Genomic DNA, 14,242 nt, shown 5'->3' with positions numbered 1-14,242 from the left:
TTTCCTCCGTGTTTCCTGAGGGTGGTCTGGAGGTCAACTCCCGTGCTGGGCACCCGTGACCGCTTCTAGGGTCGAAACGTGCCCCACCGAACGGCCGTGATCGACCTGCCGGGACCAGCAGTGAGAATTCATCCTTTTGGGGGACACCGTTGCCTACTTTTGGGCGATCCGCTGAAGCGATCCGCTTGGAAGACTGACTGGAGCGCCCTGCTCACACCCCCGAACCCGGAGGAACTCCGTGCACCTGATCACCCGGATGAGTCTGAAGAACCGCCTCATCGTCGGATTGCTCACCCTCGTGATCGCCGTCTTCGGCATCGTCGCGACCACCTCGCTCAACCAGGAGACGATGCCCTCGGTCGACCTGCCCGGCACTTCGGTGCAGGCCACCGTCCCCGGCGCCTCTCCGGAGGTGATCGAGGAGACCGTGACCAAGCCTCTCGAGACCGCGCTCGACGGGGTCGGAGAACTCGAATCGGTGACCACCTCCACCTCGTCGGGGATGATGACCGCCGAGGTGACGTGGCCGTTCGGCAAGGACTCCGAAGAGATGACCGACGCCGTCCGCTCGGCCGTCGACGGAGTGAAGTCGGACCTGCCCGCCGACGCCGAGGCGGAAGTGCTGTCGTATCAGATGGATGAGGTCCCGGTGACGATGTTCGCCGTCTCCGGCGGAGACTCCGCCACCCTCGGTGACCGTCTCGAGACGGACCTCGTCCCCGAACTCCGCGCTCTCGACGGTGTCTCGAACGTCGAGGTCACCGGCCAGGACGAGCAGCGGGTCTCCATCACCTTCCGCCCGGAGGATGTGGCGGAGAAGAATGTCGTTGAATCCTCCGTACCCGATGAGCTCGAAGCCGCCGGCACCGTCGTTCCCGCTGGCCAGAGCTCCCAGGGCGAAACATCGATGGCCGTCGAGGTCGGCACCGAGGTCGACGCCGTCGAACAGATCGAGAAGACGCCACTGCGCACCGCGGACGGCACCGTGCTGCTGGGTGAGGTCGCCGATGTCGACCTCGACTCGGTCGAGAAGACCTCACTGTCCCGTGCCGACGGCAAGGATTCCGTGACTGTGTCCGTGACCAAAGACCAGGACGCCAATGTCGTCGACGTCTCACACAAGGTCGCCGACACCCTCGACAAAGTCGGTCCGAAGCTCGGCGAGGACACGGAATTCTCGACGATCTTCGATCAGGCTCCGGAGATCGAGAAATCGATCCACGACCTCTCCGTCGAAGGCGGACTCGGCCTGATGTTCGCGATCTTCGTCATCCTCGCCTTCCTCGGCTCGTTCCGTTCGACCATCGTCGCCGCGATCTCGATCCCGATGTCGCTGCTCATCGCGATGATCGGCCTCATGGTCGGCGACTACACGCTCAACATCCTCACTTTGGGTGCCCTGACGATCGCCGTCGGCCGTGTCGTCGACGACTCCATCGTCGTCATCGAGAACATCCGGAGACGGCAGGGCACGACCGATTTGACGGTCGAAGACATCGTCGCCAGCGTCAAGCAGGTCGCCGGTGCCATCACCGCCTCGACCCTGACCACTGTCGCCGTGTTCCTGCCCATCGCGTTTGTCGACGGCATCGCCGGTCAGCTGTTCCGCCCCTTCTCCGTCACCGTCTCCCTGGCGCTGCTGGCCTCCCTCGTCGTGGCGCTGACGATCGTCCCTGTGTTCAGCTACTGGGTCCTGCGCCGCAGTCCCAAACCGCTCTCGCCCAAACGGCAAGCAGCCACCGACCGCAGCTATGAGCTGTGGGCGGCCAAGCAGCACCGCCGCTCGGTGGCCCGTGCCGAACGCCGCCAGAAGTCGATCGACAAGAAGAACGCCAAACGCGCAGCGAAGGGCAAGGACCTGCTGCCGGACGCAACCGTCGAACCCGTCGTCGCTCCTGCGTCCGGAAACGGTGAGGCCTCCGGCCGAGTCGACCGCCTCCAGCAGCGCAGTCTGCCGGCGATCATCTCCGCTCTGCACCATCCCTGGAGGACCATCGCCTTCTCCGTCGTCATCTTCATCGTCACGATGATGGGCGCGACCTTCCTCAAGACGGACCTGCTCGGATCGGCCGGGCAGAACTCCGTGAACATCACGCAGACTCTTCCAGCCGGTGCTTCGCTCGAAGCCGGTGACAAAGCCGCGAAGCGAGTGGAGACCGTGCTTGGTGATGATCCGGACGTCGAGACCTACTCGACGACGGTCAACGGACCCGAATCCGGTGCAGAGAACCAGTTCAACGTCACCCTGGCCGAGGACTCCGAGGCCGAGGTCGCGATGAACCGTCTCCGCACCCAGCTCGACGACCTCGGGACGGACGCGGGCGAGATCGACGTCCAGGACGCCGGCGGCTCCGTCAGCGAGGATGTCGAGGTCACCCTCTCGGGCACCGACCTGGGTAAGCTGCGCAAGGCCGCCGATGAGGTGACGAAGAAGATGGCGGAGACCGACGGTGTCCAGTCCGCCCGCAGCGACCTCGCCGCCGACCAGCCGGTCATCGAAGTCGATGTCGACCGGGAGAAAGCCGCCGACTACGGATTCAGCCAGGCTGAGGTCGGTCAGGCCATCGCCGCCGCACTCCACGGCGTCGAGGCCGGCACCATCACTCTCAACGGCCAGGAGCGCGACATCACCCTCGCCCCGACTCATCCGGATGCGACCCCGGACGAGATCCGTGCTCTCGAACTGCCCGTCACCGAGGTGCAGACGCAGAACGCCCAGGAAGATGCGACGGATCGGGTCGAGGAGAAGACCGATGCCCGCGCCGAGGAGGCCAAGCGCAAGGCTGCTGACGAATCGGCCGAGCAGCTTGAGTCCGCCCGTGAAGCCCGTGACAACGCCGCCGACCAGCTTGAACAGGCCCGCAAGGCCCTGCGCGATGCCGAGAATCCGCCGCCGGCTCCGAGTCCGGGCGACATGGCTGCCGACCAGATGGAGCAGGCCCGCGAAGGCGTCGAACAGGCCGAGAAGGGGCTGAAGGAAGCCAACGACGCCATCGACGACCTCGTCGACGGCCAGCGTGAACAGGAGCAGAGCCAGGAGGAGGAAGAGGCGCTTGCCGATGAGCAGGCCGCCATCCCCGACATCAAGGGTGAGCCGATCACCGTCGACGAGATCGCGGAGGTGAAGAAGACCGAGACCCCGGCGACGATCGACCGTGCCGACGGAGACCGGAAGGTCACCGTGTTCGCAACCCCGTCCAGCGGCCAGCTCGAAACGGTCACCGCCGCGGCCACTGACCTGACCGAGACCATGGATCTGCCCGACGGAGTCAGTTTCGACGTCGGCGGTGCCAGCCAGGAGCAGGCGGAGTCGTTCGGTCAGCTCGGAATGGCGATGGCCGTGGCGATCGTGCTCGTGTTCCTCGTGATGATCGCGACCTTCCGCAGCTTCGTCCAGCCGCTCATCCTGCTGGTGTCGATTCCGTTCGCCGCGACCGGAGCCGTGCTGCTCCTGCTGGCGACCGGCACACCATTGGGCATTCCCTCGCTCATCGGTCTGCTTATGCTCATCGGCATCGTCGTGACGAACGCGATCGTGCTCATCGACCTCATCAACAAGCTGCGTGAGGACGGACTCGATCTCATGGATGCGATCGTCCACGGCACCCGACTGCGCCTGCGCCCGATCCTCATGACCGCGGCCGCGACGATCTTCGCCCTCGTGCCGATGTCGCTGGGGCTGACCGGTGAGGGAGTGTTCATCTCGCAGCCACTGGCGATCGTCGTCATCGGCGGGCTCACCTCGTCGACGGTGCTCACGCTCATCCTGGTCCCCGCCCTCTACCTCCTCGTCGAACGACGCAAAGAGGACCGAGCGGAGCACAAGGAAGAGAAGCGCGCCAAGAAGCGGGCGGAGAATCAAGCGCGGATCGAAGCGGAAACCGCTGAGGTGGCCCAACGTTCCGACGAAACCTGACCACCCTTACTACCTGACGGCGGCCCAGCAACCTCGCGCCAAATTGCTGGGCCGCCGTCAGGTAGTAATTGGGGCGGGTCAGGTGTCTGAGAGGCCGGGGAGGCGTGAGGCGGCGAAGCGGATGTGCTCCTCGGTCAGGGCTGCGGCTTCCTCGGCGCGACCGGCGGTGATGGCGTCCATGATTCCGTGGTGTTGGGCTTGCAGCTTCGCCATCAGCGCCTGCTGGTCGTCCACGCGGCTGAACGAGGAGAAGATCGACTTCCGCAGAGAGGTGCGGATGGCCCCGGTGAGGTCGGAGAACAGCTGATTTCCAGCCGCCTGAGCGATGGCGACGTGGAACGCGGTGTCCGCGTCGTTGAAGGTCTCCAGGCTGATCCCGGGAGTGTCCATCATCGCCAGCTGCGCATTCACCTCTGCCAGTGCGTCCTTATCGGCACGGGTCGCCGCGAGGATCGCGCTCGAGCGTTCGAGCTGGATGCGCGTCTCCGTCACGTCATCGATGCTGAAGTTCGTGAGCGCCACATGAAGGCGGAGGAAGCGGGTGAGCGCTGCCGAGGGCATGGCGGCGATGAACGTGCCGGCACCGCGGCCGGACCCTCCCGAGGACCGGACCACGCCGAGGCTGTCGAGCACGCGCAGCGCCTCGCGCACACTGGCGCGACTGACGCCGAGCTTCGTCGCCAGGTCGCGTTCTGCAGGCAGAGGATCTCCGACGCCCAGCGAACCGGTCATGATCTGCTCTTCGACGGCATCGATGACGAGCTCATAGGTGCTCGTCCGGTTCACGGGTTTCCACTCGGGGCCCACGGTCGCCTCGGTGCGCTCGGCCTCTTCCGTGCGGGCCTCGTTCGCATCATCGTTCATGGTCGTCTCCACCGCGCCATCATGTCATGCCTCTCGTTGCTCGTCGTCCTGCTCGTGGGCTGTGACCGGAATCGCCGCCGGAGAATATTTGACGCAGATCACACCCTCGCCCTATGCTCAGATTAATGGTCTGACCTCATAAAGGCCATACTGAAAAGTTTGATCATTCGAGTTCGGAGCGCGTTCACAGGGGAACGGACCCGGTGTGGGCAGGCCCGGCCGCTTTGGAGAAGCCATGTACACACCTGAAATCGCACCGGTTGCCGACAGTCTGCTGTGGTCGTCCCTGCTGGCGATCCTGCCGCTGCTGACGATCTTCATCACCCTCGGGGCACTGAAGTGGAAGGCCCATTGGGCCGGACTGACCGCCGTCGGCGTCGCTCTCATCGTCGCGATCGCCGCCTACGGAATGCCCGTCAGTCTCGCTGCGCTGTCGGCGACGCAGGGATTCGCCTTCGGTCTGTTCCCGATCATGTGGATCGTCATCACCGCGATCTGGCTCTACGAGCTCACCGTGCGCTCGGGGCGCTTCGAAGACCTCCGGCTGGTCATCAACGTCATCTCCGACGACCCGCGAATCCAGGCGATCATCGTCGCCTTCTGCTTCGGCGGCCTCCTCGAGGCGCTCGCCGGATTCGGTGCCCCGGTCGCGATCACCGGTGTCATGCTCGTCGCCGTCGGCTTCACCGCCATGCGCGCCGCCGTCGTCGTCCTCGTGGCCAACACCGCGCCAGTAGCCTTCGGCGCCATCGCCATCCCGATCATCACCGCCGGCACTCTGACGGGAATCGACTATCAGGACATCGGCGCCATGGTCGGCCACCAGACTCCTTTCCTCGCCGCAGTCGTGCCGCTCTTCCTCGTCCTGCTCGTCGACGGGCGTCGCGGTCTCCGCCAAATCTGGCCTCTGGCACTGGTCGTGGGCATCGCCTTCGGTCTCGCCCAGTACGTCTCCGCCACGTTCCTCTCCGTCGAACTCACCGACATCATCGCTTCCCTCGTCGGCCTCGCCGCCGTCGTCATCATGCTCCGGTTCTGGAAGCCGAAGGGCGGACAGGACGCACTCGACCGCATGGCCGTCGAGCGCGAGCACGAAGGTGCCGACGCCCCCGATGCCGGCAGCGCCTCCGCGGCCGTGGCCACGGATATGAAGAAGGAGACCGCGCCGCTGACCGGGTCCCGGGTGTTCCTCGCGCTCTTCCCGTACCTGCTGGTGATCGTCATCTTCTCCGTGGCCAAGCTCGTACCGGCGTTGAACAATTGGCTGGCCTCCACCGATGTGAAGATTCCGTGGCCCGGACTGCACGGCGACATCCTCGATGCCGCCGGCGAAGTTTCGACGAGCACGGTCTATAACTTCCAATGGCTGTCGTCGCCCGGAACTCTGCTGCTCATCTCCGGCATCATCGTCGCGATCGTGTACAAGATGTCGGCGAAGGACGCCGTCGACGTCTTCATCGTCAACGTCGTGAAGATGAAGTTCTCGATCCTCACCGTCGGATCGGTCCTCGCGCTGGCCTATGTCATGAACCTTTCGGGCCAGACGATCACCATCGGCACCTGGATCGCGGGCACCGGCGCCTTCTTCGCCTTCCTCTCGCCGATCCTCGGCTGGCTGGGTACCGCCGTCACCGGGTCGGACACCTCGGCGAACGCACTGTTCGCGACCCTGCAGCAGACCGCCGCACACGAGGCCGGGCTCAACCCGCTGCTGCTCGTCGGCGCCAACAGCTCAGGCGGCGTCCTTGGCAAGATGGTCAGCCCGCAGAACCTCACCATCGCAGCCACAGCCGTCGGCCTGCTCGGCAAGGAGGCTTCGATCCTCCGCCGCGTCATCGGCTGGTCCCTGGGCATGCTCGTCGCCATGTGTCTGCTCGTCGGACTCCAGTCGACGGTGCTGTCCTGGATGGTGCCCTCGCACTGAGGTCCCTACGGCGACCAGGCCGTCCCAACGGTGCGGTCGTCACGGCGACCGAGCCGCCCCACAGACCGTCCCCGCTGACCACTACCCACCAACTAACAGCCACACCCCACCAACCACGTCTCAACCACCGCCTAACCGAAGGAGCGTTTCACATGGTCAAGAGGCAGATACCCCAGCCGGCCGAGATCTTCGAGCTGATGAAGTTCAAGAAGTTCGAACTCGACCCGAAGAAGCGTCGCCTGGAGAACGCACTGACGATCGAGGACCTGCGGAAGATCGCCAAGCGCCGGACCCCGGCCGCGGCGTTCGACTACACGGACGGCGCCGCCGAGGGCGAGATCTCGATGGAACGCTCGGTCCAGTCCTTCCGCGACATCGAGTTCCACCCCTCGATCCTCAAGGACGTCACGAACGTCGACACCTCGACCCAGATCATGGGCGGCAGCTCGGCCATGCCCTTCGGCATCGCCCCCACCGGCTTCACCCGGCTCATGCAGACCGAGGGCGAGACCGCCGGTGCCGGTGCCGCCGGAGCGGCGGGAATCCCATTCACGCTCTCGACGCTGGGCACCACGTCGATCGAGGACGTGAAGAAGGCGAACCCGCACGGGCGCAACTGGTTCCAGCTCTATGTGATGAAGCAGCGCGACATCTCCTACGGCCTCGTCGAGCGCGCGAAGAACGCCGGATTCGACACCCTGTTCTTCACCGTCGACGCCCCCGTCGCCGGAGCTCGCCTGCGCGATACGCGCAACGGCTTCTCCATTCCGCCCCAGCTGACCCCGCAGACGATCCTCAACGCGATCCCGCGGCCCTGGTGGTGGTGGGACTTCCTGACCACCCCGAAGCTCGAGTTCGCCTCCCTGTCGGAGACCGGCGGTACCGTCGGCGAACTGCTTGACTCCGCGATGGACCCCTCGATCGATTTCGACGACCTCGCCGAGATCCGCGCCATGTGGCCCGGCAAGTTCTCCGTCAAGGGCGTGCAGACGCTCGAGGATGCGAAAAAGCTCGCCGACCTCGGTGTTGATTCGATCGTCCTGTCCAACCACGGCGGACGTCAGCTCGACCGTGCCCCCGTCCCCTTCGAGCTCCTCCCCGAGGTGGCTCGTGAGATCGGCAAGGACGTGGAGATCATCATCGACACCGGAATCCGCAACGGCGCCGACATCGTCGCCTCGCTGGCACTCGGCGCGGACTTCACGCTCATCGGCCGTGCCTACCTCTTCGGTCTCATGGCCGGCGGTCGGGAAGGTGTGGATCGGACGATCGAGATCCTCGGCGAGCAGGTCGAGCGGACCATGCGCCTGCTCCAGGTCGCCGACGTCTCCGAGCTGAACCCGACGCATGTGACCCAGCTGCGTCAGTTCAACCGTGACGATCGCGCGGAGATCATCAGCTCCCGCCCGGCCAAGGGCTGAATCGCCGAGGCGGCCCCGCCGAAGTCGATCAGATCGCCGAGGCGGCACCGCCCAGATGGTTCCACAGGCAGAGAACGGACGGCCGGCAGCGAGAAGAATCGTCGCTGCCGGCCGTCCGTTTCGTGTTCAGGTGCTCACTTGCCGAATTCGTCCTCGACGCGGTCGAGGACGTTTGTGGCGGAGTAGCAATCGAGGCCGAATGAGTCGAGGCCCATCGGGTATACGGCATCGTTCTTCACGGCGGGTGTGCTCTCGACCAGCGAGTACTTCGCATACGACGCGGCGGTCTTCTCGTTCGCGTTGAACAGAGCACGGATTCGAGCCTCAGCTCGAGACACTTCGTTCGTGGTGAGGTTGTGTGGAAGCTGTGGTCCGTCGAGCGGGGTGAGTACTTAGGGTAGGCTCATCTTCGTGAAATCGACTCTGAAGAATCGGGTGGTCGCGATGGCCGCCTCAGCTCTGACCATTGCCCTGCTCGCTGCCGGCTGTGCCGCCGGGGACGACAAGAACACCGACGGGGACGCCGGCAACAAGGACGTAGCGACAGGAGGCGAGGCATTCGGCACTGCGGATGAGGAGACCGCGAAGCTCGGCAGCGATGCCGAGGCCGGGGTCTTCCCGCGGACGGTCAAGCATGCCAACGGCACCACGGAGATCGAGAAGAAGCCCGAGCGCGTCGTCGTTCTCGACACAGGAGAGCTCGACGATGTCCTGTCGCTGGGCATCAAGCCCGTCGGCATGGTGACGACCGAAGGTGCCAGCCCGGTGCCGAGCTACCTCGAAGACCAGGTCAAGGGAGTCGAGACGGTCGGCACGATCAACGAGCTCGACCTCGAGAAGATCGCCTCACTCGAACCCGACCTCATCCTCGGCAGCCAGCTGCGCGCCGACAAACTCTATGACGAACTCGACTCCATTGCCCCGACGGTGTTCTCGATCCGTCCCGGCTTCCCGTGGAAGGAGAACTTCCGCCTCGTCGGTGAGGCGATGGGCATGGAGGACGGGACGACGAAGGAGCTTGAGGAATACGCTCGCGAGGCTGGAGAGCTCAAGGACTCCGTCGATGGCGACCCGACGATCTCGCTCGTGCGTTTCATGCCTGATCGCCTCCGCCTGTATGCGAATCAGTCGCTCATCGGAGTCATCCTCCACGATGCCGGGTTCAAGCGTCCGAAGAATCAGGATGTCGACGAGCTCGCCGTCGAGATCTCTCCGGAGAACCTCGACCAGGCGGCCGGCGACTATGTCTTCTACACGAGCTACGGCGATCCGGAGGCGACCGGGGAGAAGAAGGCACTCGAATCGAGCCAATGGAAGGGCCTCGACGCGGTCAAGGACAGCAAGGCCATCCGCGTCAATGACGATGTCTGGTTCCTCGGCCTCGGCCCGACCGGGGCCGGTCAGATCCTCGACGATCTGGAAGGCCACCTCGGCGAGTGAATCTCCGAGGGGCTTCGCAGTGACGGCGAAGAAATCGCCTCTATGCTGACTCTCAATATCTGACTCGGAGAGGTCACCATGGGATCAGCAGTCCAGGCGAGAGGCGACGACGGGAGCGTCGGGCAGCTCGACCGTTACGCAGGAGAGCGCGAAGGCGGCGGCGCATCGGACAGTGCTGGTGCGATTCCTCTCATTGTCATCGCCGGGGTTCCCGGGGCGGGCAAGACGGAGGCGCTCGGAGTATTACGAGGCCGATCGCCTCAGGCACGGTCGGCGGACCCGGAGAACCTGCGACGTCGGCTGCGTCAGTGGATGCCGTGGTTGCCGTACGCGCTTGTCCGGCCGATTCTTCACACTATTGCCCATCTCTGCGTGCTCGCGCTCATGCTCAACAAGTGCGGCGGACCGCTGGTCATCCATGATCCGGGCACGCGCCGATGGAGTCGCCGACTCATTGTGGGCCTTGCAGGGATTCTCGGATATCGACCGATGATCGTCTTCATCGATACGGATCGAGAGTCCGCGCTTCGTGGTCAGGAGGAGCGGAAGAGGGTCGTGAGACGACGCGCCTTCGACCGTCATTGGAGGCGCTGGGTCGAGCTGCGCGAACGCGTCCTTCGTGGTGACAGCCTCGGTGACGGTGAGCCTTGGGGTCGTGTCGTGCTGTCGCATCGGGACGCTGTTGTCGATGATGTTCTCGGCCTGCTCGATGCCACAGCAGCTGTCTGAAAAGAATCTCTCTTCCGCCGGAATAAAACCATCCTCAGCAAAGTTGAGTCTGGTGTACGCAACTTTGATGAGGTCGACTTGACGGTCGAAACCTCGAAGAGAATACTTGAGTCCAGTTGGCTCAATGTGTGCGGTCGAGTGGTTCTGACTCAAGAACCGGAGCCGCCCGATCGCACACATTCGAGTCGCAGGAACTCACGATCTGTAAGGAGAGAAAACTATGGCACGTGCAGTTGGAATCGACCTCGGAACCACGAACTCCGTCGTTGCAGTCCTCGAAGGCGGCGAGCCGAAGGTCATCGCGAACGCCGAAGGCGGTCGCACGACCCCGTCCGTCGTCGCAGTCAACAAGAACGGCGACTCACTCGTCGGTGAGATCGCCAAGCGCCAGGCCGTCACGAACATCAAGAACACCGTCGCATCGGTCAAGCGCCACATGGGCACCGACTGGTCCACCGAACTCGGCGGCAAGAAGATGACGGCTCCCGAGGTTTCGGCCCGCATCCTCCAGAAGCTCAAGCACGACGCTGAGGAGTACCTGCAGGAGAAGGTCACCGACGCGGTGATCACCGTCCCTGCCTACTTCAACGACGCCGAGCGACAGGCCACGAAGGACGCCGGTGAGATCGCCGGACTCAACGTCTCGCGCATCATCAACGAGCCCACCGCTGCCGCTCTGGCCTACGGCCTCGAGCGCGGCAAGGAAGACGAGCTCATCCTCGTCTTCGACCTCGGTGGCGGTACCTTCGACGTCTCCCTGCTGGAAGTCGGCAAGGACGAAGACGACTTCTCCACCATTCAGGTCCGTGCGACCTCCGGTGACAACCGCCTCGGCGGTGACGACTGGGATCAGCGCATCGTCGACTGGCTGGTCGAGCAGGTCAAGAACAACTACGGCGTGGACCTGACCAAGGATGCCACCGCTCTGCAGCGCCTCAAGGAAGCCGCAGAGCAGGCCAAGAAGGAACTGTCCTCGGCCACCAGCACGAACATCTCGCTGCAGTACCTGTCGATGAGCGAGAACGGACCCATCCACCTGGATGAGACCCTCACCCGTGCGAAGTTCGAGGACCTGACCAAGGACCTCCTCGAGCGCACCAAGGCTCCGTTCCACGCAGTCATGAAGGACGCCGGTGTCTCCGTCAGCGACATCGACCACGTCGTCCTCGTGGGCGGTTCGACCCGTATGCCCGGCGTCTCCGCCGTCGTCACCGAACTCACCGGTGGCAAGGAGCCCAACAAGGGCGTCAACCCCGATGAGGTCGTCGCCATCGGCGCCGCCGTTCAGGCCGGTGTCCTCGTGGGTGAGCGCAAGGACGTCCTGCTCATCGACGTCACCCCGCTTTCGCTCGGACTCGAGACCAAGGGCGGCGTGATGACCAAGCTCATCGAGCGCAACACCCCGATCCCGACCAAGCGTTCGGAGACTTTCACCACCGCTGAGGACAACCAGCCCTCCGTGTCGATCCAGGTCTTCCAGGGTGAGCGTGAGTTCACTCGCGACAACAAGAACCTCGGCACCTTCGAGCTGACCGGCATCGCTCCGGCTCCGCGCGGTGTGCCGCAGATCGAGGTCGCCTTCGACATCGACGCCAACGGCATCGTCCACGTGTCGGCCACCGACAAGGGCACCGGCACCGAGCAGTCGATGACGATCACCGGCGGTTCCGCACTGCCGAAGGAAGACATCGACCGCATGGTCCGCGAGGCCGAGGAGCACGCTGAAGAGGACAAGAAGCGCCGTGAGGCTGCCGACGTCCGCAACAACGCGGAGAACCTCGCCTACCAGACCGAGAAGCTGCTGACCGACAACGCCGACAAGCTGCCGGAAGAGCTCAAGACCGAGATGCAGGGCGACGTCGACGCCGTCAAGGAAGCCCTCAAGGGTGAAGACGACGACGCCGTGAAGAGCGCCTACGACGAGCTCGTGGAGAACCAGCAGAAGATCGGCGAAGCCATCTACAGCCAGCAGGGCGGTGCCGAAGGCGCCGAAGCTGCCGGTGAGGGCGCAGCCGATGCAAGCGCCGACGACGATGTCGTCGACGCAGAAGTTGTCGACGATGAGGATGAGGAGAAGAAGTAATGACTGCCGAGGGCAACGACAAGTCGTCCGAGGAGCCAGGCTTCACCTTCAGTGACAAGCGCCGGGTCGATCCGAACACCGGTGAGGTCCGTCCCGAGGCCGACGCCCAGTCGGCCTCGGCCGGGGCCGGCGAGGAGCCGACCGCGGACCCGAACGCCGAACAGGCCGATGCCAGCGACCTCGGTGTGGACATCCCGTCCGACGCCTCGGGTCTCGAGGACATCGAGCCGGAGGCCGAGCCCGAACCGGGTTCGGAGGCAGCGGGATACCTGGCCGACCTCAAGCGCATCAACGCCGAATATGCGGCCTACCGGATGCGCGCCGACCGCGAACGTGAGCGTGCGGCACTCGGCGGCACGATCAAGGTCGTCGAGGCCCTGATCCCCGTGCTCGACGAGGTCAAGCTCGCTCGCGACAACGGCGATGTCACCGGGCCTTTCGAGACCCATGTGAACAAGCTCGTCGAATCGCTGAACAAGATCGGCGTCGAACAGTACGGAGAGGTCGGCGACGAATTCGACCCGAACATCCACGAGGCGCTCATGCAGCAACCTTCGGATGAGGTCGAGAATCCGACGCTCTTCCTGGTCATGCAGCCGGGCTACCGGATCGGGGAGCGCATCATCCGCGCCGCCCGCGTCGGTGTCCAGCAGCCGGAGGACTGAGCAGCGACCATGATCGCCGAGGCAGCCGCCCGCCCCGTACGCCGGTTCACCGACGTACGGGGCCGGGGAACCGCCTCGGCGGCGGTCCGGATCTTCGGGGCATTGCCCCGGGGATGCGGATTGTGAGAGGACAAGTGAATACCCTGATGACAGGATTGATTGGAAGGAAAGGAGGTGCCAGGTGAATACCGGACCTCAGAATGATTGGTTCGACAAGGACTTCTACAAAACCCTCGGCGTCTCCAAGGATGCTTCCGACGCCGAGATCAAGAAGGCTTATCGCAAGCTCGCGCGCAAGTATCACCCGGACGCCAACCCCGGTGATGAGAAGGCCGAGGAGAAGTTCAAGGAGATCGGCCAGGCCCACCAGGTGCTCTCCGACAGGGAATCCCGGGCCCAGTACGATCAGGTCCGCGCCATGGGCGGCGGCGCCAGGTTCAGCGCCGGTTCCGGTGGGCCCGGCGGGGCTGCCGGCGGCGGATTCGACGACGTGTTCTCCGACCTTTTCGGAGGCGGCGGACGCACCCGGACCCGCACGACCTACGGCGGTGGGGGAGACGTTCCCCCGGACCTGGCGGATCTGCTCGGCGGATTCGGCGGAGGTTTCGGCGGTGGCGGTTACGGCGGCTACCAGCCTCCGGTCAAGGGCGGCGACATCAAGTCGAGTACGACGCTGTCGTTCACCGAAGCGATCAACGGTGCCTCGGTGAAGCTGAACATGCCCGGCGGGAAGCCGCTGACCGTGCGGACACCGATCGGGGTCAAGGACGGGCAGAAGATCCGCCTGGCCGGCAAGGGCAAGACCAGCCCCAACGGCGGCGAGCCCGGTGACGTCATCCTCACCGTGCACGTGAGTCCGCACCCGGTCTTCACCCGCGATGGTGACAACCTGCGGATGGATCTGCCGATCAGCTTCGACGAGGCGGCCCTCGGCGCCGAGGTCAAGGTGCCGACCCTGGGCGGAATGCCCGTCAAGGTCAAGGTTGCACCGGGGACACCCTCGGGACGGACCCTGCGCGTCCGGGGCAAAGGTGTGAAGACGAAGAAGGGCTCCGGCGATCTGCTGGCGACAGTCCAGATCGTGGTGCCGAAGAATCTGTCCAAGGAAGCCAAACAAGCGGTCGAGTCCTTCAAGGCCGCCACCGAAGGTGAGGATCCACGCGCCGGCTTGCTGGACAAAGCCAAGGCCAGCTGAGGTGG

The 14,242-nt window shown here is 64.7% G+C and carries 10 protein-coding genes; 8 read left to right on the top strand and 2 right to left on the bottom strand.

What is annotated here, in order from left to right; all coding sequences use genetic code 11:
* Window positions 1-238 precede the first annotated feature (238 nt).
* The gene (locus SB749_RS02795; protein WP_410708921.1) at window positions 239-3,916 is read left to right on the top strand and encodes an efflux RND transporter permease subunit; all 3,678 of its coding nucleotides are present in this window, start codon (window positions 239-241) and stop codon (window positions 3,914-3,916) included.
* Window positions 3,917-3,994: 78 nt separating this feature from the next.
* Here SB749_RS02795 and SB749_RS02790 read toward each other — a convergent pair whose 3' ends face one another.
* Entirely contained in the window at window positions 3,995-4,780 is a 786-nt protein-coding gene (locus SB749_RS02790; RefSeq protein WP_410708920.1) for a FadR/GntR family transcriptional regulator, read from the bottom strand.
* A 235-nt stretch (window positions 4,781-5,015) separates the two neighbouring features.
* On the opposite strand from SB749_RS02790, the gene SB749_RS02785 reads away from it, so the two are divergent.
* Together SB749_RS02785 and SB749_RS02780 are read left to right on the top strand one after the other, a co-directional pair.
* Complete coding sequence (locus SB749_RS02785; protein ID WP_410708918.1) at window positions 5,016-6,704, top strand: L-lactate permease; 1,689 nt, start codon at window positions 5,016-5,018, stop codon at window positions 6,702-6,704.
* Window positions 6,705-6,856: 152 nt separating this feature from the next.
* Window positions 6,857-8,125, top strand: a complete 1,269-nt coding sequence (locus SB749_RS02780; protein ID WP_410708917.1) for an alpha-hydroxy-acid oxidizing protein — start codon at window positions 6,857-6,859, stop codon at window positions 8,123-8,125.
* A 134-nt stretch (window positions 8,126-8,259) separates the two neighbouring features.
* Here the strand turns inward: SB749_RS02780 and SB749_RS02775 are convergent, their stop codons facing one another.
* Window positions 8,260-8,463 (bottom strand): hypothetical protein, encoded by a 204-nt coding sequence (locus SB749_RS02775; RefSeq protein ID WP_410708916.1) that lies wholly within the window; start codon window positions 8,461-8,463, stop codon window positions 8,260-8,262.
* 106 nt (window positions 8,464-8,569) lie between these two features.
* Between SB749_RS02775 and SB749_RS02770 the strand changes: the two genes are divergently transcribed.
* The 5 genes from SB749_RS02770 to SB749_RS02750 all read left to right on the top strand — a co-directional run bounded on the left by SB749_RS02770 (window position 8,570) and on the right by SB749_RS02750 (window position 14,237).
* Complete coding sequence (locus tag SB749_RS02770) at window positions 8,570-9,565, top strand: ABC transporter substrate-binding protein (protein ID WP_410709920.1); 996 nt, start codon at window positions 8,570-8,572, stop codon at window positions 9,563-9,565.
* Window positions 9,566-9,643: 78 nt separating this feature from the next.
* Window positions 9,644-10,294 (top strand): AAA family ATPase, encoded by a 651-nt coding sequence (locus SB749_RS02765; RefSeq protein ID WP_410708915.1) that lies wholly within the window; start codon window positions 9,644-9,646, stop codon window positions 10,292-10,294.
* Window positions 10,295-10,514: 220 nt separating this feature from the next.
* Entirely contained in the window at window positions 10,515-12,377 is a 1,863-nt protein-coding gene (dnaK, locus tag SB749_RS02760; RefSeq protein WP_410708913.1) for a molecular chaperone DnaK, read from the top strand.
* Window positions 12,377-13,042, top strand: coding sequence for a nucleotide exchange factor GrpE (locus tag SB749_RS02755; RefSeq protein ID WP_410708912.1), 666 nt, complete (start codon window positions 12,377-12,379; stop codon window positions 13,040-13,042). Before dnaK ends, SB749_RS02755 begins: the two co-directional genes overlap by 1 nt.
* Window positions 13,043-13,223: 181 nt before the next feature.
* Window positions 13,224-14,237 (top strand): DnaJ C-terminal domain-containing protein, encoded by a 1,014-nt coding sequence (locus SB749_RS02750; protein ID WP_410708910.1) that lies wholly within the window; start codon window positions 13,224-13,226, stop codon window positions 14,235-14,237.
* Window positions 14,238-14,242 lie beyond the last annotated feature (5 nt).

This window comes from Brevibacterium sp. SIMBA_078 (assembly GCF_046534565.1).
In the GTDB taxonomy this organism is placed as follows: Bacteria; Actinomycetota; Actinomycetes; order Actinomycetales; family Brevibacteriaceae; genus Brevibacterium.
Note: the sequence above shows the minus strand (reverse complement) of the source record. Positions and strands in the feature narration are given on the sequence as shown.